At 44.9% G+C, this 25,484-nt stretch carries 21 protein-coding genes and 1 tRNA gene; 11 read left to right on the top strand and 11 right to left on the bottom strand.

Annotated features, from left to right (window positions below; all coding sequences use genetic code 11):
• Positions 1-57 precede the first annotated feature (57 nt).
• The 4 genes from JJ941_RS01485 (at position 58) to mazG (ending at position 4,661) form a co-directional block, all read left to right on the top strand.
• Positions 58-657 (top strand): Maf family protein, encoded by a 600-nt coding sequence (locus tag JJ941_RS01485; RefSeq protein WP_290961463.1) that lies wholly within the window; start codon positions 58-60, stop codon positions 655-657.
• Entirely contained in the window at positions 654-2,558 is a 1,905-nt protein-coding gene (locus JJ941_RS01480; protein WP_290961460.1) for a tetratricopeptide repeat protein, read from the top strand. The genes JJ941_RS01485 and JJ941_RS01480 overlap by 4 nt, the downstream gene beginning before the upstream one ends.
• Before the next feature lies 1 nt (position 2,559).
• Complete coding sequence (locus tag JJ941_RS01475) at positions 2,560-3,828, top strand: asparagine synthetase B (RefSeq protein WP_290961457.1); 1,269 nt, start codon at positions 2,560-2,562, stop codon at positions 3,826-3,828.
• Positions 3,829-3,896: 68 nt separating this feature from the next.
• Positions 3,897-4,661: a nucleoside triphosphate pyrophosphohydrolase gene (gene mazG, locus JJ941_RS01470; RefSeq protein ID WP_290961454.1), complete on the top strand. Its 765-nt coding sequence runs from the start codon at positions 3,897-3,899 to the stop codon at positions 4,659-4,661.
• Here the strand turns inward: mazG and JJ941_RS01465 are convergent.
• A complete protein-coding gene (locus JJ941_RS01465; protein WP_290961451.1) occupies positions 4,658-5,170 on the bottom strand; it encodes a DUF2306 domain-containing protein in 513 nt (170 codons plus the stop codon). The genes mazG and JJ941_RS01465 overlap by 4 nt on opposite strands.
• A 299-nt stretch (positions 5,171-5,469) precedes the next feature.
• On the opposite strand from JJ941_RS01465, the gene JJ941_RS01460 reads away from it, so the two are divergent.
• Positions 5,470-6,639, top strand: coding sequence for a citrate/2-methylcitrate synthase (locus JJ941_RS01460; RefSeq protein ID WP_290961448.1), 1,170 nt, complete (start codon positions 5,470-5,472; stop codon positions 6,637-6,639).
• A 156-nt stretch (positions 6,640-6,795) separates the two neighbouring features.
• On the opposite strand, the gene leuS is transcribed toward JJ941_RS01460, so the two are convergent.
• The 3 genes from leuS to JJ941_RS01445 all read right to left on the bottom strand — a co-directional run bounded on the left by leuS (position 6,796) and on the right by JJ941_RS01445 (position 10,085).
• The gene (gene leuS, locus JJ941_RS01455; protein ID WP_290961445.1) at positions 6,796-9,327 is read right to left on the bottom strand and encodes a leucine--tRNA ligase; all 2,532 of its coding nucleotides are present in this window, start codon (positions 9,325-9,327) and stop codon (positions 6,796-6,798) included.
• Positions 9,328-9,504: 177 nt separating this feature from the next.
• Entirely contained in the window at positions 9,505-9,882 is a 378-nt protein-coding gene (locus tag JJ941_RS01450; protein ID WP_290961442.1) for a type II toxin-antitoxin system VapC family toxin, read from the bottom strand.
• Positions 9,879-10,085: an AbrB/MazE/SpoVT family DNA-binding domain-containing protein gene (locus JJ941_RS01445; RefSeq protein ID WP_255132584.1), complete on the bottom strand. Its 207-nt coding sequence runs from the start codon at positions 10,083-10,085 to the stop codon at positions 9,879-9,881. The genes JJ941_RS01450 and JJ941_RS01445 overlap by 4 nt, the downstream gene beginning before the upstream one ends.
• A 211-nt stretch (positions 10,086-10,296) precedes the next feature.
• Between JJ941_RS01445 and JJ941_RS01440 the strand changes: the two genes are divergently transcribed.
• A complete protein-coding gene (locus JJ941_RS01440) occupies positions 10,297-12,021 on the top strand; it encodes a DUF885 family protein (RefSeq protein ID WP_290961438.1) in 1,725 nt (574 codons plus the stop codon).
• 74 nt (positions 12,022-12,095) lie between these two features.
• Here the strand turns inward: JJ941_RS01440 and JJ941_RS01435 are convergent, their stop codons facing one another.
• The 7 genes from JJ941_RS01435 to gatB form a co-directional block, all read right to left on the bottom strand.
• Complete coding sequence (locus JJ941_RS01435; RefSeq protein ID WP_290961434.1) at positions 12,096-13,157, bottom strand: acyl-CoA reductase; 1,062 nt, start codon at positions 13,155-13,157, stop codon at positions 12,096-12,098.
• A gap of 90 nt (positions 13,158-13,247) precedes the next feature.
• Positions 13,248-14,243, bottom strand: a complete 996-nt coding sequence (locus JJ941_RS01430) for a hypothetical protein (RefSeq protein WP_290961431.1) — start codon at positions 14,241-14,243, stop codon at positions 13,248-13,250.
• Complete coding sequence (locus JJ941_RS01425) at positions 14,240-15,106, bottom strand: hypothetical protein (RefSeq protein WP_290961428.1); 867 nt, start codon at positions 15,104-15,106, stop codon at positions 14,240-14,242. Before JJ941_RS01425 ends, JJ941_RS01430 begins: the two co-directional genes overlap by 4 nt.
• A gap of 4 nt (positions 15,107-15,110) precedes the next feature.
• A complete protein-coding gene (gene purD / locus JJ941_RS01420) occupies positions 15,111-16,388 on the bottom strand; it encodes a phosphoribosylamine--glycine ligase (RefSeq protein WP_290961426.1) in 1,278 nt (425 codons plus the stop codon).
• Positions 16,389-16,391: 3 nt separating this feature from the next.
• On the bottom strand, positions 16,392-17,159 hold the full coding sequence (gene tpiA / locus JJ941_RS01415) for a triose-phosphate isomerase (RefSeq protein ID WP_290961423.1): 768 nt from the start codon (positions 17,157-17,159) through the stop codon (positions 16,392-16,394).
• A 15-nt stretch (positions 17,160-17,174) separates the two neighbouring features.
• The gene (locus JJ941_RS01410; RefSeq protein WP_290961420.1) at positions 17,175-18,536 is read right to left on the bottom strand and encodes a hypothetical protein; all 1,362 of its coding nucleotides are present in this window, start codon (positions 18,534-18,536) and stop codon (positions 17,175-17,177) included.
• Positions 18,537-18,559: 23 nt separating this feature from the next.
• Positions 18,560-20,008, bottom strand: coding sequence for an Asp-tRNA(Asn)/Glu-tRNA(Gln) amidotransferase subunit GatB (gene gatB, locus JJ941_RS01405; protein WP_290961417.1), 1,449 nt, complete (start codon positions 20,006-20,008; stop codon positions 18,560-18,562).
• Positions 20,009-20,170: 162 nt separating this feature from the next.
• On the opposite strand from gatB, the gene JJ941_RS01400 reads away from it, so the two are divergent.
• The 5 genes from JJ941_RS01400 to JJ941_RS01380 all read left to right on the top strand — a co-directional run bounded on the left by JJ941_RS01400 (position 20,171) and on the right by JJ941_RS01380 (position 25,476).
• Entirely contained in the window at positions 20,171-21,577 is a 1,407-nt protein-coding gene (locus tag JJ941_RS01400; protein ID WP_290961414.1) for a T9SS type A sorting domain-containing protein, read from the top strand.
• Between the two features lie 184 nt (positions 21,578-21,761).
• Positions 21,762-22,433, top strand: coding sequence for a dienelactone hydrolase family protein (locus JJ941_RS01395; protein ID WP_290961412.1), 672 nt, complete (start codon positions 21,762-21,764; stop codon positions 22,431-22,433).
• Positions 22,434-22,537: 104 nt separating this feature from the next.
• Positions 22,538-22,936: a hypothetical protein gene (locus JJ941_RS01390; protein ID WP_290961409.1), complete on the top strand. Its 399-nt coding sequence runs from the start codon at positions 22,538-22,540 to the stop codon at positions 22,934-22,936.
• Between the two features lie 11 nt (positions 22,937-22,947).
• Complete coding sequence (locus JJ941_RS01385; RefSeq protein WP_290961406.1) at positions 22,948-25,275, top strand: T9SS type A sorting domain-containing protein; 2,328 nt, start codon at positions 22,948-22,950, stop codon at positions 25,273-25,275.
• Between the two features lie 118 nt (positions 25,276-25,393).
• Positions 25,394-25,476, top strand: a tRNA-Leu gene (locus tag JJ941_RS01380).
• Positions 25,477-25,484 lie beyond the last annotated feature (8 nt).

Below are 25,484 nucleotides of genomic sequence, written 5' to 3'. Positions count from 1 at the left end.
CGAAATGGTTGGCTAAGTTATTTAATTATCTGCTAAACCCAAAAGTGCAAATACGGTATGACTCGAATTGTTCTGGCTTCTCAGAGCCCCCGAAGAAAGAAATTATTACAACAGATTGGCCTGGCTTTTGAGATTTCCCCCAGTGATGTAGAAGAAATCAGCTCGCACACAGAGCCCGGGCCAATGGTGGAAGACCTTGCCGCTTTGAAAGCCATCGATGTTGCCTCCAAATTCAGCGATAGCTTCATCATCGGTTCTGATACCATCGTGGTGCATAATGGAGAAGTGTTGGGTAAACCGGCAGACGCTGACGAGGCTTTTGCCTTTTTGAGCCGGTTAAGTGGAACCCATCATTTTGTTTATACGGGAGTCGCATTTGTTAAAACTGATAAAAATGGCATCATTCAAGCCAAACACACCTTTTATGAACAAACAAAAGTTACCTTCAGCACGTTAGGTGAACAGGAAATTAAAGCGTATATAAAAAGCGGTAACCCCATGGATAAAGCCGGTTCTTATGGAATTCAGGATGACTTGGGCGCCTTGTTTGTAGAAAAAATTGATGGGGACTACTATAATGTAGTCGGGTTTCCTCTGAACCGTTTTTACAGGGAGATAAAATCTTTCTTCCCGGAATTTGATATCATGAGTTCATGAACACTTTTTTAAAAACCGTATTCTCTTTATTGATTATCGGGCTGCTGAGTTTCACGGCCACAGCTCAAAACAACAGCGACTTCCAGCTTGCCACCCGGCTTATGCAGCAGCAACAATATGCCGATGCCCTGCCCCTGTTACAAGAACTGCACGATAACAATCCCGGCACTTACGTTTATGCTGACCGGTTAATCGACTGCCTGATCCAGTTAAAGCAATATGATCAGGGACTCGAAATAGCACACAAATACCAGGACCAGCCCGAAGTTGAGAGTCAGGTAGAGATCCGAATCGGGGAAATCTATCATTTCAAGGAAGACACAGAAAAAGCATTAGATATCTGGTATGCCAACCTGGAATCTCATCCCCGTCAGCTACAACTTTATATAACCACCGCCCGAACCATGGTGAGCCGGCGTGAATATGTTGAAGCCGTTGAGGTGTATAAAAAGGCGCGTAATGTATTTCAAAACGACCGTTTATTTTTTGGGGATATAGCTAACGCTTACATGAGGGCCGGCGAATACGAGCTGGCAATTGAAGAATGGCTGAATTTACTGGAATCGTCCCCAAACCAGATTTCATATATACAGCGCAGTTTGCTTCGGTATAACGACCCAATTCTGTACGACATCACCATCATTGAAATTGATGAGCGGTTGGGTAAGCTCTCCATTTCATCCCCCAACTATCAAACGTTTTACCAGCTGCAGATTTGGCTGCTTCAGGAAAACAAATTATACCGCCGGGCGCTTGCTACAGCTAAAGAATATGAGAGCCGATCTCAATCCTACAACTACTCGCTGTTTAACCTGGGCAGGCAGCTGACCGAGAATAATGAATTTGAACTGGCTAAAGATGCCTTCACCTATTACACCGACAATGCCTACGGTGAGATTAAGTGGCGGGGTCTGGAAGAACTGGCGGACACCTATTCAAAATGGGCCAAGTATATCGATGATTACAATCTCGACTTCACCAACAAACGAGACAGCCTCTTTAAACTTGCTACCGTTATGCTGGATTCTATCGAGACAGAGACCAACAATTATAGCGGTATGGGGAATGTGCAGCTTAAAAGAGCCGAGTTAGCCCTCGACCATGTTTTTGATCTGGACAAAGCCCGGACAGCGCTGCGAAAACTCAAAAACCTCCCGGCCATGCGAGACTCACCCGAAATTCCCTACCTGGAGGGAAGAATTCATCTTGCTCAGAAAAAGTTTACCGAAGCGCGCATCAGTTTTACACGGGCTAATAAGCAAGCTGAAATTGGAGAACTCGCCGAAAAAACCCGTTACTTTCTCGCCCTCACCGATTTCTATGCCGGTGATTACGAATTTGCTGGCATTCAGCTGAAATCGCTGGGCAGGCAGAACACCTCTTATTATGCCAACGACGCCCTCGAACTTCGGTTATGGCTGCAACAGGGAACGGCCGTAGATACTTCAGGCGAGTTACTCTCCCGGTTTGCCGATGCTGTTTTCATGGAAAATAACGGTGCGTCTGCAAAAAGCTCTGAAGCATTTTTGGAAATGATAAACGATGAGCGTTTTACTGCTTTAAAAGACGATGCTTTACTCTTTTTCGTTGAATCTCCGCATATTCAAAAAGCCAAAAAGTATAATGAGCTGAGCGTATTTTTGGCATCAAATCCTGCCACCCCCATCAAAGAGAAATTACTTTGGGAACAGGCAAAACTAGCTGAACAGACTAACATTCAATCTGTACAAAAGGCGTGTGAATCTACAGAGGATTGCTTTTGGAACCTTGATTCAACAACTTCAACAGTAGAAATTTCCCCAAAAGATATTTATGAGAGGCTTATACTGGAATATCCGCAGGGATTTTACGCCCCATATGCAAGAGAACGACTGACAGAATTAACCAATCAAAACTCCTGATATGATCAAGAGACTGCTTACCATATTATTATTTGCGCTAAGCCCGATGCTTATGGTTTCGGCCCAGCAGCACGTGCTGATTTCGATGGATGCTTCGCAAACCAACCACCTCAAAGCCTATGGTGTCATTTTTAATCACATCACCGATGGATATACCGCCCAGTGGCTGTTGAATTATCGCGGAGGAAGCTTCCTGGCAACGGTTGAAAATGACATTGTTCGAAAAAGCAGGCTGCGCAATGTTTCGCTTGAAACCATCAGCGCATCTGAAGCCCGGCAGATTGTAGCGGATGTAGAAAGTAACAGCAGCAATACAGCCGTTGTGAACCTCGAGAAGGCACCAAAAATTGCCGTTTACACTCCCGACCAGGCTCTGCCCTGGGACGATGCCGTGACGCTTGCCCTCACCTACGCCGAAGTGGAATATGAGAAAGTGTGGGATGTGGAAGTGCTGGAAGGTAAGCTGGATGAATACGACTGGCTTCACCTTCACCACGAAGATTTCACCGGTCAGTATGGCAAATTTTGGGCCACATATCGCAACATGCCTTGGTACATTGCGCAAGTTAAGCAAATGGAAGCGATGGCCAGCGAGCTCGGCTATTCCTCAGTCAGCGAACAGAAGAAAGAAGTAGCCCGTACCATCAAGCGCTATGTAGGCAATGGTGGGTTTCTGTTTTCGATGTGCTCCGGAACCGATACGTTCGACATTGCTCTGGCTGCCGAAGGCGTGGATATAGCCCCCGAACAATTTGACGGCGACCCGGCCGATCCCAATGCCCAGGAAAAGCTGGATTTCAATAAAACACTCGCTTTTGAGGATTTTGAAATTGTGTTGAATCCCAGTGAATACGAGCATGCCAACATTGACGTTCCGGTAAGCATCAACCGGGTTGACCAATCGCTGGACTTTTTTACCCTCTTTGAATTTTCAGCCAAGTGGGACCCGGTTCCTACTATGCTAACTCAAAATCACGTGAGCAGCGTGCGTGGCTTTTACGGACAAACTACCGCCTTTCAGAAAGACAAAGTTAAATCATCGGCGGTAATATTGGGCGAATCTCCCGGCCGAGAGCAGGTTAAATATATCCATGGAAATTACGGTCGCGGAACCTTCACCTTTTACGCCGGGCATGATCCTGAAGACTACACGCACCGGGTAAACGATCCCCCCACCGATTTAGCCTTACATCCCAACAGTCCCGGCTACCGGCTGATACTGAACAACATCCTCTTCCCCGCCGCCAAAAAGAAGAAGAAAAAAACTTAGAAATTGGAAATTATAGATTTTGAATTGGGTAATTTCAGATTCATAATTTTTAATTTAAAATTTCAAGTATGAAGCCAAGCCGGAAGTTTGAAGATCTTGTAGAGTTGGTAGCTATTCTCCGGAAGGAATGTCCCTGGGATCGTAAGCAAACCCATGAATCCATCAAAGACAACCTGATCGAAGAGGCTTACGAGGCCATTGAAGCGCTTGACAATCAGGATTTCGATGAGTTCAAAAAGGAGCTCGGCGACCTGCTGCTCCATGTCGTATTTCATTCCCGGATGGCTACCGAAACCGAGACTTTTGACATGGGGGATGTGATTTACACGCTGATGGAAAAGCTTATCCGCCGGCACCCTCATGTTTTTGGTGATACGGAAGTAAATGGCGAAGAACAGGTTTCTGAAAACTGGGAAAACATCAAACTTAAAGAAGGAAAGAAATCTACGCTGGATGGCCTGCCTGCACACCTTCCTGCATTAATCCGCGCGCAACGCATGCAGGAGAAAGCAGCGAATGTGGGCTTCGACTGGCCGGAATGGAAACTTGCCTGGGAAAAACTGGATGAGGAACTGCAGGAATTCCGGCAAGCTTTAGAGACAAATAATCCTGATGAACTCGCCGATGAGTTTGGTGACTTGTTGTTTTCCCTGGTTAACGTGAGCAGGTATTTTGACCTCAATGCAGAGGATAGTCTCCGAAAAACCAATGCCAAGTTTGAGCAACGTTTTCGTTACATCGAGAAAAAGCTAAAGGAGCAGGATAAAGCCCTCAAAGATGCCAGCCTTGAAGAGATGGATGTATTTTGGAATGAGGCCAAGAATCAGGCTTAATCAACCGGGGCATATTTTTTTCCGCCAAACTTTTCTAAAAAATAGCTCTTCTTCTTTTTAATCAGGTAAGCACCTATGGCAACTGTAATTACCGTGACTGTACCTACCAACATCCAGAATCCATCCCAGCCTTGAAAACTGAAGAACCGGGTAAAAGTCTCTGACCAGAACGCAGCATATAAGCCCACCACCGACCAGTTCATAAATTCATAGTGATACTCCAGCCAGGTGTCCTTTGGTTTCTTGAGGTAAGCGGGAACAAATCCGGCTATCACACTAACCAAGCTGATCAAAGCAAACACATGGAATGGCCCGAAAAAACCGAAGAGTTTGTAGATCATTAAGGCGGTTACATTCAGCCCTATCATTGAGCCAAAATAGACGTATCCTAACTTTTTATGGACGGATCCTCCTTTCTTTCTAAAAATGACAAGCGCACCCAAAACCATAGAAAGAATAGCAAAGCCGAAGTGAGCAAGTCCGATAGAGTCAAATTGATAAGATTCCATAGCGTTATTTAAATTGGTTCGATAAAAAAGTACGCTGTGGTATCTTTGATGTTACACTTGGCTCAATTTCAGAAAACCTGCACATCTTCACACTTTCTTCAAGATCATTTGTTTTATTGAAATAGTTTTAAACATTTTGACTTAAAATTGTGCGGTCGTTTTACTATATTCGATGCTCTTCTCAAACGAGAATCGGATTTTATTACCAACCACAAACGCTTGTATATTTAAAAATGTTAGCAGCGTGAAGTTGGCTCTTACCGAGCAGATTATTCTTTTAACATAAATTGGAGTACTAAATGTCAGAAGGCATTCACACAGGCTTTGACGAGCAACAATATCCTTATATCAATAAAGGACTTGAAGGCATTGTAGCTTTTTCTACATCTAAAAGTTTTATTGACGGACAAAAAGGCGAACTCATTTATTCCGGGTATCTTATCGACACCCTGGCTGAAAACGCAACCTTTGAAGAAGTTTGTTTTTTGCTTTGGAATGATCGCCTGCCAAACGCGGAAGAACTGGAAAGCTTAAAGAAGCTTTTGATTGAGCATCGTTCACTTCCACAACCGGTACTCGACTATATTAATACTACCGATAAGAGTGCTGAGCCTATGGCCGTTCTGAGAACAGCCGTTTCCATGCTTGCAGACTTTGATGATACGCATGGCAAGTTTGATGACACTTTATTCGAGGGGCAGGCCATCGACATCACGGCTAAGATTCCTACTATCATTGCAGCCTTTGACCGTGCCCGTAAAGGCAAAGACTTTGTAGCGCCACTTGATGAAGGCAGCACCGCATTTAACTTTTTATATATGCTGAACGGTGAGAAGCCCGGTGAGCAAGCGGAAAAGACCATGGATCTTTGCCTGATCCTGCATGCCGAGCACGGAATGAATGCTTCTACCTTTACCGCCCGTACCATTTGCGCTACACAGTCTGACATGTATTCTGCAATCACAGGAGCTATTGGTGCGCTTAAAGGACCACTCCACGGTGGAGCAAACACAGCAGTTATGAATACGCTTCTTGAGCTGGATAAAGATCCGGATACAGCGGATGCTGTAGAATTCACCAAAAGAAAGTTAGCAAATAAAGAAAAGCTTTCTGGTTTTGGTCACCGGGTGTATAAGACTTTTGACCCCCGTGCCCGATTGCTGCAAAAAATGTCCAAAGATCTTTCTGAAGAAACGGGACACCAGCAGTTATATGAGTGGTCGATGGATATGCTGAACACCATGAAGAGTGAGAAGGATATTGATCCTAACGTAGATTTCTTCTCAGCTACCGTGTACTACTCAATTGGAATTGAGCCTGATCTGTACACCTGTATTTTCACGATGAGTCGTGTTTCAGGATGGACCGGGCATTTCATGGAACAAGCAGCTAATAACCGCCTGATTCGTCCGCGTGCTCTTTATGTTGGTGAGAAAGGGCTGGAATGGACATCCGTTGAAGAGCGGTAATTCAATCGCGTATTTAGAAACACGAATCAACCGGATTTAGGGGTGTGACACTGATTGTATGACAACAATCAGTGAAATCCCATAATCCTTATAATCTGCGATTCACACTTTTATACGGCTCCGATGCTTTGCATCGGAGCCTTTTTTATGGCCTGACTATTTTACTACCAGGTTCACAATCTTCCCGGGCACGAAGATCTCTTTCACCAGATTTCCATCAGCAAGATATTTGGCTACGTTTTCTTCTTCTTTGGCTAAGCCTAACACATAATCTTTGTCTTTGGCCTTATCAGCATCCACTTCGATATCAGCACGGACTTTCCCATTCACCTGAACCGGATACGTAATGGAATCGGGCTTCAGGTATTCTTCGTTGAATTGTGGCCAGTCTTCGTAAGCCAGCGTTTCTTCATGACCCAGCATTCGCCACAACTCTTCCGTTATATGTGGAGCAAAAGGATTCAGAATCTGAATAAATTCTTCAGCTACCGATAAAGGAATTTCATCCCATCCATTGGCTTCGTTCACAAAAATCATCAGTGCGGAAATGGCAGTATTGAAACGGAGTCCCTCAATATCTTCGCTTACTTTCTTGATGGCTTCATGGAGAGGTTTAAGGTGTTTCTTCTCGGCCTCTATATCCTTCACCTTAGCAGAAATCTCTCCGGAATCTTCATCCACCAGCAAGCGCCAAACACGATTCAGGAACCGGTTCACACCTTCTACACCCTTGGTGCTCCAGGGCTTTACCTGCTCCAGCGGTCCCATAAACATCTCATATAATCGCAGCGAGTCGGCTCCGTATTGAGCTATGATGTTATCGGGGTTGATGACATTACCGCGACTCTTGGACATTTTGTGAGCCCGGGCTTCCACTTTCGTATCAGTGCCTTTGAGCACAAAGCCCTCACCCTTCTTCTCTACTTTATCTTCAGTAATCTTTTTGCCATCGGGGCCGGTGAATTCCATTTCACCCAGTATCATCCCCTGATTCACCAGCTTATTAAATGGCTCTTTGGTTGAAACCACGCCAATATCATATAGCACTTTGTGCCAAAACCGGGCATACAGCAGGTGCAGAACCGCATGTTCGGCTCCACCCACATACAGATCCACGGGCATCCAGTACTTTTCATAATCCGGATCTACGGGACCGCCGTCAAATTCTGGACTGATGTACCGCAGGTAGTACCAACAGGAACCGGCCCATTGCGGCATGGTATTGGTTTCACGGATGGCTGTTTTCCCGGTCTCCGGATCGGTGGTTTCCACCCAATTTTTTGCATTCGCCAGTGGCGGTTCGCCATCACCGGTAGGTTGATATTTATCCACTTCCGGAAGCTCTACCGGTAATTCAGATTCAGGCAGCGGTTTTGGTTCCCCATCCACATGGATAATCGGAAACGGTTCACCCCAATAACGCTGACGGGAGAACAGCCAGTCGCGCAGTTTGTAATTAACCGACTTGGTTCCGGCTCCCTTTTCTTCCAGCCACGTAATGATTTTATTTTTGGCTTCTTTGATTTTCAACCCATTCAGGAAGTCACTGTTTATGGCAACTCCTTCTCCGGTGTAGGCTTTTCCTTCAAATCCTTCTTCCGGCTGAACCGTACGAACGATCTCCAGATCAAATTTCTCGGCAAATTCCCAGTCTCTTTCATCCTGTCCCGGTACGGCCATAATGGCTCCTGTTCCGTAACTGTCGAGCACGTAATCGGCAATCCAGATTGGGATTTGCTTACCGTTGGCCGGGTTGATGGCATAAGCGCCGGTAAAAGCGCCCGTTTTCTCTTTGTTCAGTTCCTGTCGCTCCAGGTCCGATTTCTTGGCCGCTTCTTCCTGATAATCAGCAATCGCCTGCTTTTGATCTTCGGTCGTGATTCTATCCACCAGGTGATGCTCGGGAGCCATCACCATATAAGTAGCACCAAAAATGGTATCCGGTCGTGTTGTAAAAACTTTCAGCTTTTCATTGTGGCCGGAAATCTCAAAATCAATTTCAGCCCCAACCGATTTCCCGATCCAGTTGCGCTGCATTTCCTTCAACGACTCCGGCCAGTCCAGCTCTTCCAGATCCTGAAGCAATCGCTCGGCATATTCTGTAATCTTCAACACCCACTGGCGCATCGGCTTTCTGATAACGGGGTATCCACCCACTTCACTTTTACCGTCAATGACTTCTTCATTCGCCAGTACGGTTCCCAGTTCCGGGCACCAGTTTACAGCAACCTCATCTTCATACGCCAGTCCCTTTTCATACAGCTTCAGGAAAATCCATTGGGTCCACTTATAGTAATCCGGATCGGTGGTATTCACTTCGCGATCCCAGTCGTAACTGAAACCAATAGCCTGCAGCTGTTCCCTGAATTTATTTACGTTCTTTTCTGTGGTGATTCGCGGATGCGTTCCCGTTTTCACCGCATACTGCTCGGCTGGTAATCCAAATGCATCCCAGCCAATCGGGTGAAGTACGTTGAAGCCTTTCATTCGCTTGTAGCGGGCAATGATATCCGTAGCCGTATATCCTTCCGGGTGACCTACATGAAGCCCCGCCCCACTTGGATACGGAAACATATCCAGCACATAATACTTGGGTTTGGATTTATCGGTGGGCGTTTCAAAGGTTTTGTTTTCGAGCCAGTGTTGTTGCCATTTAGACTCGATGTCGGCCGGATTGTAAGAGTGCATTTATGCTTTTTTGAATTTCGAAATTCTCAGAGCATTAAAGATAAGACAATCCTGTTTAACCTTTGAAATGGATTTTGGGGTTAATTGGGGAGGTAAGAGAACTTTCAATTATTCAGTTATTCTTTTTGACCAAAAGAATTTAAATCAAGGGCATCCTGAAATCCAATAAATCAAGGTTCAACTCTTCTTCGAAAAGTATTTCACGCCTTCCAGCCCCTCGAAATCAGAATCTAAAGTCCAGAGCTCAGCCTCATATTTTTGGGAAATTGCATAAATCATGGAGTCTGCTATAGGCAATTTTAACTCCGCATTTATTTGTGCAGCTGTAAGTGCAATTTCCTGATCCACCGACACCTCTTTACCGTTGGCCATGAGCGCTATCCCATCCAGCGCCTTTGATTTTCCCAGCTCTCTATTTAACACTTTATACACTTCATAAAAACAAATGGAAGGCACCAATAACTCTTCATCATTTTCAATAATGGGCTCGAATACATCTGCATATTTATCATCCGTGAAATATTCCAGCCATCCCGATGAGTCTAAAACATTCAAAACCTATCCTCCTCCCGCTCAATGGAGGTATCAATACCCTTGGCAAAACCTCGCAATGATTTTGCTTCAGGAACAGGAACAACCTCAATTTTTCCATCTATAGGGATCATCCGTACACGTTGACCTGCTTTCAGGTTCAGAGATTTCCTAACCTTAGCAGGAATAACCACCTGAAATTTTGGAGATATTTTTACTGTTTCCATAATGTTTTACGATTTATTGATCGATGGAATATATGTAAAATTTGGCTTTTAATCTCTTAATCAGTCACCCAAAGAAATAAATCTTAAGCCTTATTCAGAAGAATATGAGACATTCATAAAAATCTATCTCAATCCTTAACAAATTCCCCATAGCAGTTCTGCCGGTTTTTTCTTTTCATAGCTTCCATATTCTTTAACAAAGCGGGAATTTATGCGAACATCATTGCTGGCCTTTTTTACTTCACTTTTTCTGTGTTCTATTCAATATGAAATAGTGGCTCAGACTACCTTTTCTTCTATTGAAGATGCCATTATTGTTTACCAGGAAGATTACGGGGCATTATCCAGGAAATATTCTGTAGAAAACTCCGAACAATATTTCACCCGTTTTGATGAATTTTATACCCGGTGGCTGAGCTACCTGGATGAAATTAATTTCCAAGAGCTGGCTCATCCTGATAAAGTGGACTTCCTCCTTTTTAAGAATGATCTGGAACGCTCTTTGTACTTCCTGCAGGCTGATCGCCAGCGGTTTAACGAGGTTTCGGAACGTATTCCGGCTAAAACGGGAATGATGGATTTTATTACCGAGAGAAGGTCGGGCACCTCCCTGGATGGAAAAGAGGTAGCCACCCGGTTTAACAATTGGCATTCAGAAACAGCTACTTTGCTGAATGAACTGGAGCAAACCCCCAAGCTATCCAAGCAGCAGGCCGGGTTAGCAGCCGGTATAATCGAAGAACGAAGAGAGGCAATTACCGAAGCCTATGAGTTTTATTATGGCTACGACCCTGATTTCACCTGGTGGGTGGAGAAACCCTATGCAGCTCTTACTGCCTCTCTTGAAGAATATGAAAAAGCCCTTGCTCAACACTACAATCAAAAACCAGAAGATGATGACGGTTCAGGAATCATCGGTAACCCCATTGGTAAAAGTGAAATTATCCGCCGTTTAGGCTTCGAGATGATTTCATACACACCTCAGGAACTCATAGATATTGCCAACGAACAGTATGCGTGGACTTATAGTGAAATGCTGAAAGCCTCCCGGGAGCTGGGCTACGGTGATGACTGGAAAGCAGCCCTTGAGTATGTGAAGACAACACACGTTCCCGCCGGAGAACAACCTCCGTTGGTGAAGGATTTAGCCGAAGAAGCCGTCACCTTCCTGGAAGATAGAGACCTGCTCACTATTCCGCCCCTGGCCAAGGAAACCTGGCGCATGGTGATGCTGAGCCCGGAATGGCAAAAAATTGCACCCTTCTTTTTAGGTGGTGAGGTTGTAAGAATAGCCTACCCCACCTATACCATGACTCATGAAGAGAAAATGATGAGCATGCGGGGGAATAATCCTCACTTTTCCAAGGCTGTAGTCCATCACGAGCTCATTCCCGGCCATCATTTACAGCAATTTATGAACCGGCGATATGAAACCCACAGACGAATATTCAGAACGCCTTTCTGGACGGAAGGATGGGCACTGTATTGGGAGTTCGTGCTTTGGGAAAAAGATTTCCCTGATAACCCGGAAGACAAAATCGGAATGTTGTACTGGAGAATGCACCGTGCCGCCCGTATTGTGTTTTCACTGAATTACCATCTTGGAAACTGGTCGCCACAGGAATGTATTGATTACCTGGTGGATAAAGTGGGCCATGAATATGCCAATGCCGAAGCGGAAGTCCGCCGCTCGTTTGAAGGCAATTATGGGCCGTTATATCAAATCGCCTACATGGTTGGAGCCATGCAGTTTTATTCACTGCGACAGGAACTTGTCGAATCCGGGCAAATGACCGAAAAGGAATTTCACGACACCATCCTCCAAAACAACAGCATTCCCGTTGCCATGGTGAAAGCCTTGCTTACCAATCAGGAATTGGATAAAGATTTTAAATCAAGCTGGAAGTTTGGGGATTATATTGAGGGGATGAAATAAACAATACCGGCAATCCTAAAATCTCATAAATCAAGGTTCAAACTTGGAACTATGATTTATGGGATTGGTGGGATTTACCTGATTAACCGCTCCACCACATCCACCCCATCCGGCTTCCACCAAAGTGGCGGGAGCTGAGCCCTCTCCAATTCTTCCGTCTCTATTCCGGCAATTTTTTTACCGGCTGAATAAACCGACTGCACCTTCTTTCCGAATTGAGTTTTTAACTCTCTGACTTTCTCCTCTCCTCCTTCCACCCAGTTTACCGTAAAGTCGGTATCCGGCAGTTCCTCGGATTCCTGGATCAGGAAGTCCTCCAGCCAAAGCTGCCTCTTTTCCACGGCTGCGTTATAGGCATATTGATACTGTAAATCCGGAGCGGGTTTTTGATGTTGGGGATTCAATTCCCAAAATTCTCTAGTAGCTTTTTCAAGTTCTTCTTTGACCTTCTTCAGTCCAAAATTGGCAACCACTACAGCTACCGATCGACAGCCTTTCCCGCCATACCTCAGCATCGCTTCAATCAACTCTTTTTTTGTCTCTTCATTCCAGTCCTCCAGGTAAGCAATGGAGAATTTGGCCGTCCGGATGATGTACTCTGCATTTTCTTTTGCCGCCTTCAGCTCCCGGATTTTCTCTTTTACTTCAGAAATGGATTCTTCAGATCCTGCAAAAATAACTTTATCAGCTTTTAGGTTTGTAAATTTTTCCAGATCTGTTGAATAGTGAATCTTTTTCTCAGGCAGAGATTTTCCTATTTCATCCAAAAAAGAAGCCAATAAATGCGGGTCTTTTCGGGAGAGCTTACCGTGGTAATCAGCGCCGGAGAGAATGGTTCCCAGAGCGGTTTGGAAGCCAACTAACGGTAAATTTCCGGCATGAAGACAGAGCACTTTCTGGCCTTTAGCATTTTGCCGATCACTCAACTCTGATCGATTCACCCATTCCCGGATATCTCCGTTCGCAATATTTTCTCTTAAAACGGAAAGTTGGAATTCAATATCGTGCTGACTGAACAATCCATCATCAACAGTTTGCTGTACGGCTTTCCAGAGAACCTGATTCTCCTGACTCAGCCATTCCTCTACAGCCTTCTGTATTTTGGAAATATATTTGTTCAGATTTACTTCTGCCATTGCTAATTATCAAACCGCATCAGATGCTGAATCAAGTTCAGCATGACAACGAGTTTTAGAAATTTCATTTCTGCTATATAAAACACCCGCTCAATCCTGATCGATTAAGAAATTACATCCGCGCAGGTTTTCCGGGTTCCATCGCCCCAATACCTGGAATTTTCCATCAGCCCGCTGGAGGCCTTTATCTCCCGTTAAAATAAAGGAACATGAATACAGGTTAGCCAGGTCAATCACTCCGATTAATCCCTCCTCCCCATACGCTGCTTCTTCCATGGGATTCTTCGGGTTTCGGATACTCACCTTCATCCACGGCACACACTCAAACCATTCTCCTTCCTGGCTGTAAGCCTGACTCAACAACTCTGCCATCCCATATTCGGAGTGAACCTGCGACTTGGGTAAACCAAAGCCTTTCGCTAATTGATCATGCAATTCAGTCTTAGTAATCTCCCGCCGGTGCGTTTTCATTCCGCCCGTTTCAAGGATCACAGAATCTTCCGGCAACCGGATCTCCCCCTTATCCAAAATATCCAGCAGCCCAAAAGCGGCCCCGAACAGCATCAGTTTCTTTCCTGAATTTTGAACTTTTTTTAACCCGGCTATATTCATCGGTTGGCCTAGTTCCATAAATCTGCTCAAACCTGATTCTTCCCGCTCCATAAGTACGTTCAGCATCCAGATTAGGGAAGAATTGGGGTTCTCGATATAGCCCGGTGTGTACGCCCAAATCACATAATCATCCAGTTCGTAGAAATGCTTCATCCCCCTGGTAATCGACTGAAGATATACCTCAGGATCGGGGACAACATGCCTGCTCCTGCTCATTCCTGACGTGCCACTGCTTTGAAATTCTAAATTTTGGATTTTGGATTTTGAATTTTCAGGAGCAGTGAGCACTTCGGTGTCTTTGAAGGCTTGTATGGGTAACAGGGGAATTTCGCTAAGCGAAGTTACTTTAACGATATCTAAAGCCTTACAAAAACGTTGGTACACCGGGTTATTAGTTCGCTGAAATTCGAAGACCTGAACGGCCTTTTTTTCAAAAGATGTTCCAGCATCAAAAATTTCTTCCAGGGTAATCATTGGTTGGAACCTGGGATTTTGTACAAGTCACCTGAGCTTAGAATGAATATCATACCATCCTCCACCTGCATATCTGTGGCTTTTAAATCGGTAGATAGATTTATGGTTTTCGTCTGCCTTGACCGGCTTTCAAACTCAACCCGATCTGAAAAAGCTCTCCAAATCCCCCCTTCGTTGGCAAACAGGGCTTGAACTCCATTGGCAGTAAAGAACCCTTCATAATTTCCATTCAAGGATAACCGGTGAATCGTTTTTGATTCTTTGTCGAGAATCAAAATCTCCCGGGAGGTCACATTCATTTCATCTATAGATTTCACTTCTGACGGAATTCGGAATTCATCGAGTAAGTTGGAATCCAGGTCAAAACGGCGAATATAGTTTTCGGCATCCACAAAAAAGACTTCTCCCAGTCCGTTTACGGCTACCTGAGTGGGATTATACGGGCGGTTAGTTCCAAATGCATCACTGGCAGAGATACTGCTCAGATACTGTCCGCGCCGGTCAAAAACCTGCACGCGACGGTTGTTGAAGTCTGTAACAAAAATTTTTAAACCATTGGTAGCATCCACATCTACCGGCTTGCTGAACTGGTAATTTCCGCCCCCTTTCCCCCCGATGGTGTCCAGTAAATTTCCGGAATGATCCAGTTTCAGCACCCTGTCTTTGCCCTGCTCAACTATATATACCGAGTTCTGGGTGACGTATAATCCCGCCGCATTGTCTAATCCCGAATACAGGGTTTGAAGAGCTTGGCCGCTTGTGTTGGTAATGATGAGAATAGAGAACACAAAGGAGCAGCAAACCCGAATGATTACCGGAAGTAAACCAACTTCATCATTCAATGTTCGATGTTCACTATTCAATATTCTAATGTTTGAGGCCTTTCGCCCCAATATCGCTCCGGTAATAGGCTTTGTCAAAAGCTATTTTTTTTACTTCGGCGTAGGTGTTATCAATAGCCGTTTGCAGATCTTTGCCGGAGCCGACAACATTAAGCACCCGTCCGCCATTGGTTAGAATTTGATCCCCTTCTTTTTTGGTACCTGCGTGAAATAGAATGGCATTCTTAACATCATCCAGGCCGGTAATCACCTTCCCTTTTTCATAGGATTCCGGATATCCGCCTGATGCCATTACCACACAGCATTTCACTTCATCGTCAAAGTCTATGTTCACAGTATCCAGCTTGGATTCGGTGCAAGCCACGATCACTTCCAGCATATCGGCTTTTAATCGGGGCAGTATTACCTGGCATTCCGGATCTCCGAACCGGCAGTTGTACTCAACCACTTTGGGGCCTTCTTTGGTGATCATCAGCCCGCAATACAAAATTCCGGCATAGGGATTTCCTTCTTCTTTCATCCCCGAAATGGTCGGTTCAATAATCTCTCGTTCTACCCGGTCCAGAATTCCCGTTGATACCACGGGAGCCGGAGAATACGCACCCATTCCGCCGGTATTCAGTCCGGTATCACCCTCTCCAATTCGTTTATGATCCTGAGCGTTGCCAATTACCTTGTATGATTCCCCGTCGGATATAGCAAAGACCGAAGCTTCTTCCCCGATCATAAACTCTTCAATTACTAAACGGCTGGCTGCATCTTTGAGAGAATCACTGGTTTTTAGCTCTTCCAGTACTTCCATAGCCTCGGCTTCAGTTTCGGGGATGAAAACCCCTTTCCCGCCGGCCAAACCATCGGCTTTTAACACCACCGGAAATTTACCCTGCTTTTTGATGTAGTCAGCGGCCTCGTCAAAGTTGTTCTGATCAAAAACTTTATACGCTGCTGTTGGGATGTTGTGCCGCTGCATGAATTCTTTGGCAAATTCCTTACTCCCTTCCAGCATAGCTGCCTGCAGTTTCGGGCCAAAAACCGGGTGGCTCTTTGTTTCCAGGAAATTGGCAATACCATCCACCAGCGGCTGCTCGGGACCTACAACGGTGAGGTTGATATCATTGGCCTGTATAAAATCCCAAACCTGATCAAAGTCGCTGATGGAAAGGTTTACGTTCTCTCCCACTTCCGCAGTTCCGGGATTTCCGGGAGCAATGAACAGCTTATTCATTGAGGGGGATTGAGCCATAGCCCAAGCCAGTGCATGTTCACGTCCACCGCTTCCGAGTAACAGAACGTTATATTTCATGGCTCAGGAAAGTTCTTCGGCAATGGTGATAATTTCAGAAAAGCTTTCGGCATCGAGGCTGGCTCCTCCGATCAGTCCGCCATCCACATCGGGCTGATTTAACAGCTCTTTGGTATTGGCCGGCTTCATGCTGCCACCATACAGGATATTGATTCGATCGGCGGTGTCTTCGCTGTACAATTCAGCAATTACTTTTCGGATATGCTCGTGCATTTCCTGTGCCTGCTCCGGCGAGGCTGTTTCCCCTGTTCCAATAGCCCAGATTGGCTCGTATGCAATCACCACATCCAGCACATCTTCTTCTGAAATATCAAACAGAGCGGCTGTTACCTGGTTTTTAACCAAATCGTAATGTTCACCTGATTTTCTCTGATCCAGGCTTTCTCCCACGCAAATGATCGGAGCCAATTTATGCTCCAATGCTTTATGGGACCGTTTGTTCACCGTTTTATCCGTTTCCCCGAAATACTGACGGCGTTCAGAGTGACCTATAATCACGTAATTGCATCCACTTTCGGCGATCATGCTTCCACTCACTTCACCAGTGTAGGCTCCGTTTTCTTCAAAGTGAAGATTCTGCGCTCCTACCTGAATGTCGGTGTCATGAAGATAATTTACGGCCATCCCGATGGATACAAAGGGCGGACAAACCAGTACATCTACATTTTCGTCAACCTCGGCTTTCTTTTCTTTGAGCCCTTCCAGCAGTTCGGCTGCGTCGTAAGGACCGCAATTCATTTTCCAGTTACCGGCTATCAAAAATCTTCGCATGGTGTGAGTGTTTGTTTAGCTTGGTGAGTTACTGTTATCAAATGCTTTGTTCAATCCCTGAATTACTTCCTCAAATTCGCCGCGTTCGTACTTGCGGATCAGGACGCCGTCTTCATCAATCAAAAACCGGGTGGGCACCTGAACTACATTGAATTTTTGTATGATATCCTGAACGTCAAATGAACCGATTTCGGCTACCGACCAAATTTTGCGGCGGCCTTCAAAAAATCCCTCTACGGTGAGCCGGCTTTCATCCAGCGGGATGGTGAAGATCTTCAGCCCATAGTTTTTATAAATTTCATGAATGATCACGGTACGATCGTAATCATTCTGATACTCGGGATTGGCCAGAGGAGAAATTTCCAAAATGTACACATCCCCATTCAGAGAGGAATTACTTACCGTATCGCCTGCCAGCGTTACAAATGAAAAGTCGGGAGCCTGAACGCCCGGAGCCAGGTAATTCAGATCGTAACGAATTCGGCGGGCCCACTTTTTAGAACCGGAGCCGGTGTACTGTTCTTCATAGCTGTTGAGCAGTGTTTTGGCTTCCTTCACGCGGGAGCTGTCAAAATACATCATAATTTTATCCCGCTTAATCGCTTCCTTAACCGATTCATCACCGGAAATCTGTACCAGCGAATCCAGGTAATTGGAAGCGGCATCAAACCCTTTGGTCTGGGCGATGTACGGCTTAGCGAGATTCAATGCAACCGATACCGTGTAGTCATTTGGAAGTGCGGCATCAATCCTTTCTAACATCGTGTTCTGGTCAAAACTACTTAAGATCTGAACCGATTTTTCTGCTGCCAAATAGGCCGCAAATGTATTCTCATGCTTTTCAAACACTTCCCAGTACAGGTCCGACCATTTTTTTACCTCATCAATAATTTGAGAGTCAGGGATGGCTCCGCTTCTGGCAAAAGCACCTATTCTCTGAAATCCGCGATTTACACGGGCTAACGTTTCCATGGCTTCATGCTCGCGGGAGCTAACCTCAATCGTTTCGTTCAGGCCCGGAAGCTCTCCGGTAACCGTCAGCGTATCACCGGCAGCCAAAATCACCCCTAAATTACCAAGATTGGTTTCATTCCGGCTGATGATCATGTTGTAATAACTTTTTTCGGGGAAAGTAACATCGCCCATAAAAGTGCCTGCTTCATTCGTAAGCTCATGGAACAGGGTATCAACCTTTGCATTGGCAGAATCGCGGAAAACAATAGTAACCCCGATTCCGGAAAAGTCGTTACTGTCGTCAACGGAATCAGCTACCGTAAAGGTGCCTTTTACAACGGTTTGCAGCTCTTGTGGCTCGTTAGAGCAAGCGGCTGTTAACCAAACTAAAGCAGCGATAGAATAAAGTGCGAAATGTCTCATGTTCAACCTAAATGACTGTATTTTCAGTCGTCTAATTTTTTTGAAATTAAATCTTTAACCAACTTTGGATTAGCTTTCCCTCTGGACGCTTTCATTGCCTGTCCTACAAAGAAACCAATCAACTGTTTTTTACCATCCTTATAACGTGCAACCTCATCGGGATTGTTGTCTATTATTTCGTCCACAATGGGTTCGAGGAAACCGGAATCGGAAACCTGAATCAGGTTCATTTCTTTAGCCAACGCTTCCGGCTCTTTATCTTCATCCAACATAGCATTAAAAATCTGCTGCATAGCTGAAGAGTTAATCTTGTCGTCTTCCTTCAGCTTCACCAGGTCCGAAACCCGTTTTGCTGAAATGGAAAACTCGCGAATGTCGATGCTTTGCTCATTCAGTACCCGAAGAACTTCACTCAATACAATGTTGGAAGCTGCTTTGGGATTTCCGAGATGCTCCACCACTTCTTCGTAATAATCGGCAAGGTACCGGCTGTCGGTAATGGTTACCGCATCGTCTTCGCTCATCCCGAAGTCTTCCATGAATCGCTTGCGGCGTACATCAGCCAGCTCAGGCAGTTCTTCACGGATTTCATCCAGCATTTCATCGGTAACGATAATCGGAGGAAGATCCGGCTCCGGGAAATAGCGGTAATCGTGTGCCTCTTCCTTGGAGCGCATCGGGCGGGTCTGCATTTTTGCGGTATCCCACAAGCGGGTTTGCTGCACAACCTCGCCCCCATCTTCAATCAGTTCAATCTGACGGTAAATTTCATACTCAATAGCCCGCTCCACATTCCGGAACGAGTTCATGTTCTTAAGCTCGGTTCGGGTTCCGAATTTCTCCCGGCCGCGAGGACGAACAGAAACGTTCGCATCACAGCGCAAACTTCCCTCTTCCATGTTACCATCACAAATTTCCAGGTACTGCACAATCTGCTTGATCTTGGAAAGGTAGGCGTAAGCCTCCTGTGGGGTTCGGAGGTCCGGTTCGGATACAATTTCAATAAGCGGCGTTCCGGCCCGGTTCAAATCCACAAGGGTATTGTAAGGATCCTGATCGTGAATCGACTTTCCGGCATCTTCCTCCATGTGAATACGGGTGATCCCGATTCGCTTATCATAGTCTTCCAGGCTGATATCCACAAAACCGTCAAAACAAATGGGCGTATCGTACTGGGAAATCTGATAGCCTTTGGGAAGATCGGGATAGAAATAATTCTTTCGAGCAAAAATAGATTTTTCAGCCACATCACACTTGGTGGCCAGTCCCATTTTAATGATATAGCGAACCAGGTTTTCATTCACCACCGGCAGCGTTCCCGGATGCCCCAGGCAAAGCGGGGTAACCTGAGTGTTAGGAGCTCCGCCATATTCGGTAGTAACCGGGGCAAAAGCCTTACTTTGCGTTAACAGTTGGGCGTGAACTTCGAGGCCAATCACCGCCTCGTACTTCTCGTGGGCAATAGTGCTCATTAAAATTTTGTGTATCAGGATTTTTCAGAGCCTGAAAGATATTAAAGTTGAGGGTTAGTTTTGAATGTTTCTTACAGAAAAGGTGGTCTGTACTCACATCAGCTTTTAAACTGAAAATTACCGTCATTTCTATTACATTAAACAAAGTTAAAGCTAACACTTATGAAGAAGTTACTACTCATACTTTCTTTGGCGTTATTTGGAAGCTCGCTTTCCTTGGGGCAGACTACGATTGAGGAACAGTATTTCCATGAGTTAAAAGGCATGGAAGATTCGAGTGGAGTTACACATTTGTTTTACCGAGAATACAAGAAAGGACAATATGAGTGTGAAGGAGATGACACTGATAAAATGCCATTAGTGATTAATAACAATGTGTATCATTTAAATCTCTCTTCTCAGAAAGACTCTGTTCTATTTGCCGATTACTTTTCTGAATGGTGTTTAGATGGAATGTACGAGAGCAAATCTATAGATGAATATATCTTCTATAAAAATAACCCACAAAAATGGTTAGCAACTGCAAATACTTATTTCGGAGTATATGACTATTCTGGAAATAATTTAGATTTTCAAGTACCAATTGTTACAAAAAGTAATTCCAGAGCTTCACTCAATGAGTATCATTCTTCTAATAACATTCACTTAACACCCAATAGAGATTCATTATACGTTAAAGTTTCTGGCACTGTGCCTTTTACCGGAAATAGTGATTCCTGGCCCGTTTTTGAAGATTATGAGCACTTCAACCATTATGCAGATTCTTTAGGTTTGGCATGGGAAATTTTAGGAATACACCCCGAAATTGACTCTCTTTTCTTTGCCATCAATTCATCCGGGGATTTATACCGAAGCGAGCACTATTCTTCAGCTTTCACTTTTGCTGATTCAAGCACATACTTCAGAAATATCTACTTTGATGCCGATACCTCTCACATATATTCAATGACTTCTTCAGGTCTGCTCCATTCGAATAATCTTGGAAAACAAAATACCTGGAAATTTTCAGGTATTGATTTTGAAACCGGTTCATCTAAATTTCTGGCCGTTGATAAATATGCCTCAGGAAATTTATTTATTTCTGATTCTACTGATATCCTGTTCTCCGACAACTACGGAGATACCTTCATAACCCTTTCCTCTTTGGATGACGAGATTACTGGCCTCTACAAAAAACCAAATTCAAATCTGCTTTATGTTTTAACCCGAAAAGAACTTTTGGAAATTAATACAGAGACGAAATCTGTAACTTCTCTAAAGCAGATTCCCGTTAGTAACGAGGTCAATCAAAATGAAATCCCAAAACAAGTAACCCTAAACCAAAACTACCCCAACCCTTTCAACCCTTCTACAGTGATCAGTTATCAGTTGACAGCGAACAGTTTGGTTCGGCTGGAGGTGTTTGATGTGACCGGGCGAAAAGTAGCTGTTTTAGTGAATGGAGAACGGAAAGCAGCAGGAAGCCATCAGGTTACGTTTGAGGCTGGGAATCTTGCTTCAGGAGTTTATTTCTATCGTCTGGAAACAGCCGGACAAACACTCACCCAAAAAATGCTGTTGGTGAAATGATATTCTGAATTCACAGGTTAATCCATTATCCCTTAATTAAATGCCTTTGCTATGAAATCTGCTCTTCTTTCCATTTTCGTATTTTTTTTCTGTATCAGTTTTTGCTCAGGATTATGCGATCCAGCAGCTGGAAAATTCTCCCCGTCATCACGAATGGGTGACGATCGAATCCAATGACCGGACATTGCACAATTTTGTAGTATATCCGGAGACTTCCGAACCGGCTCCGGTTGTAATTGTCATCCACGAAAACCGCGGATTAAACGACTGGGCCAGAAGTTTTGCTGATCAGCTGGCCGGTGAAGGATTTATAGCCATTGCCCCCGACCTGATTTCGAATACCATGGAGGGAATCGAAAAAACCGGTGATTTTGAAACTTCGGATGCAGCCCGGCAGGCCATCTACAGCCTTGAACCTGATTTTGTAACTGCCGACCTGATGAACGTGCTCGAATACGCCAAAACTATAGAAGCAGGAAATGGATCATTTGCCGTAGCCGGCTTTTGCTGGGGTGGTTCACAGTCCTTCCGCTTTGCCACCAATGCCGGAGGTGCCATCGATGCGGCTTTTGTCTTCTATGGAACCGGTCCCGATACCGAGCAAGCTTACAGCAACATAGAGGTTCCCGTATATGGATTCTATGGCGGCGATGACCAGCGCGTGAATTCTACCATAGAACGGTCAGAATCTGCCATGGAGAAGTTTGGCAAAACCTATACATATGAAATTTACGAGGGCGCCGGGCATGCTTTTATGCGGCGCGGAGATGATCCTGAAGCAACTTCTGACGATCCAAATGTAATAGCACGAAATAAATCCTGGGATAGGCTGGTTACTCTGTTGAGTGATCTTTAAAAGATTAAAAACCGGCAATACAACGTTCAGGTATTTACGTAGTCATTATTGATGCAAAAGTTGTACTTTTTTGGAAAGTTAAGTTCAATAAATCAATATCCGTTTTGAAAACCCTTGTATATATCATCCTGATGGGCCTGTTGGCAGCAAGCTGTGCTTCTTCAGACAAGAAAAGCACAGCAAATAACCAGGCTGCATCTGACGTTCAACCTACAGCTGCCCAACAGGATTCATTGGTAACACAGCCTTTCAGCGCAGCAGCTGATACCGTCGGGCTTACTAAAATTACCGGTCAGCTGAACTACACCGGCAATGAGCCTTTTACCCGGCCGGCCCTATTCGTTTCCGGTTCTGAAGCTTATGTACTCATCGGTGATCAGACGTTCATGTCTGAGACATTTAACAAACTGAATGGAAAACGGGCAACGATTTACGGAAAAATGAAAAAATCTAAAAATGCAGCTGAACTGGAAGTGCATTATTACAAATTGAGCGAACAATAAGATTTAAGACTATGAAGAAATTTTTACTTCTCACGACCACATTACTGCTATTCACCTCAATGTCTTTCGGCCAAGAAAAACGAGTCCCGGAAGTTCAAGCCGCTCCTCAGCTTCAACCGAAAAGCTTCCCGGTTCATGTCAGTGATAAACTGAACAACAGTGAACTGGTGCAACGTTTACGGGCAGAATCCTCAACCCGGCCGAATCGCAACAAATCCATGCTTATAGTTGATGAAGAGGGCGATGAACGCACATTTTACGTGTACAATTTTGAAGCAAGCACTTCCAACAATCTGGTTTTTGATATGAAAACCTTCCGGTTGATTCGAAAAGGTAATCTCACCCAGATTTGGTTTGAAGTTGCTGAAATTGATAACGGCCATTTAAACACGGCCGTTGCCGACACGATGTTTAAATACCTGGAAGAAGAGTCCAATCAAAGCTCATTCAATCCCAGCAAAGGTATTATCGAGCTCAGCAACGAATACCTGGGTAGCCCACCCAACTACGACGGTGATAACTTAGTGGATTTCCTGATTACGGATGTTCAGGATGGCTGGTCACCAACGGAAGGGGGCGGATTTACAGCCGGTTTCTTTTATGGTGTTGACCAAAATCCGGATCCCGGACCTGGAGGAAGTTATCGCTCCAACGAACGGGATGTTTTATACATCGATTCTTATCCGGGGATCTATAATAACGGTGAAGCTAATGCCACTAAACCATTGGGAACTTTATCCCATGAGTACCAGCATCTCATTCATTACAACTACAACAGTGGGGTTCAAGGCGAAATCACTTTTGTAAATGAAGCCCAATCCAATTTTGCCTCTTTGCTGAGCGGATACTTCCCGCACTCCAGTTATGGAAGCTACCTCGCTGATACAAATGTGCCCTTATTCCAGTGGAACTCAGGCGGAAATACCCTTCCTGATTATGGCCGGGCTGCTTCTTTTGCCAGTTATATGTGGGATCAGCTTGGATTTGAGAACTCGGGAGCCTTAACGCAAAATCCGCTTTCCGGCCGAACCGGAATTGAAGATACCTTTTCAGATCTTGGGGCTCCTTTTAACTTCGAGGAATTTTTGGTGAACTGGGGAATTGCCAACCTTATCAACGCAAAACAGATTAACGACCTTTACGGATACGAACACCCCTTCCTCTCCAGCCTGAGGGCGGGTATCGATTTCGAAGATCCTGATATTTCATCTGAAGAAATAGCTGTTGAAAGTGGAGCTATTGAATACATAGGTTTTCAACAAAGCAAAAACCTGGAAATAACGGTTTCCGCTTCTAGTACCCAGACTACAGAAATCCGGGTTATCACCGAAGCAAATAACAATGTTGAAATCAACTCTCTGAACAGCGGTGAAACATTCACATCCCCATCAGAGGAAGTGTATGATAAAGCCTATATCATGCTGGTGAATACCAATACAGCAACAAGCGAACCGGCAACCTTCACGGTCTCTTCTTCCGGAGAGCTCGCTTATGATCTGACTACGGTAAATACTTACTCAGATACTCCCAAATTCTACTGGCCGATCCCCTATAAAAACAGTTCCAATGTTGGGCGGTTTGGGTTCAGTAATAAATATACCATTGGTTTTGACGCCCTTGTTCATTCTCTTGAACTTTATGTTGTTGGCGGACAAGGTTCGGAAGGAGAGCAAATTGGCGTTAAAGGAGAAGGAACGCTTCGATTGGCTGTCTATTCCGATAACAATGGTGCCCCCGGTGATGTATTGGCTTCAGATTCTTTAGACTTTTCTGAAATCGGGACCGGGTGGCAAACCTTTAACGTAACCGATTGGGATCTCAATGTGGAGCAGGGTCAAATCATACATGTAGCTTATGAAGTGATCGTACCGGTCATTGATCGCGATAGCAACTCCATTCCCCTGCGCCTTGATGATGGCAGCGGAACCCAGGATGTGACCCATGTTATGACCAACCCCGGCGAGTTCGAAGATATGTTTACTGATGATGACACCAACGGTCAACATGGTGTGTGGAACAACCTGGTACTTGCCGAGGCCATCATTACGGACATTGAAAATGAAACCGTACAGCCCGATAAATTTCGATTAAGTCAGAATTATCCCAATCCTTTTAACCCAACCACCAACATCAACTTCAGCCTGCCCAAAACTACGGATGTGCAACTGACGGTTTACAGCATGTTGGGACAAAAAGTAGCAACCTTGGTCAATTCAACGCTACCGGCCGGAGATCATTCCATAAGCTGGGATGCTCAGGACATGGCCTCCGGATTGTATATTTATACCATCCAAGCCGGTGACTTTTCCCAAACCAAGAAAATGGTCTTAATGAAATAGGGATTTCTTTTTCAGAAATGCGAAAGCCCCAACAGAAGTGTCGGGGCTTTTTATTGAATTTCTGTTATGAATTGAATTTGAATTCTCTTTATCTTTGGAATCTGTTATTCACAAAAATGCCCGAGTGGCGGAATTGGTAGACGCGTGCGCTTCAGGTGCGTATGTCCTTTGGACGTGGAGGTTCAAGTCCTCTCTCGGGTACTTTGCCC

Source organism: Gracilimonas sp. (assembly GCF_017641085.1).
GTDB lineage: Bacteria > Bacteroidota > Rhodothermia > Balneolales > Balneolaceae > Gracilimonas.
This window is presented reverse-complemented; position numbering and strand designations above follow the sequence as displayed.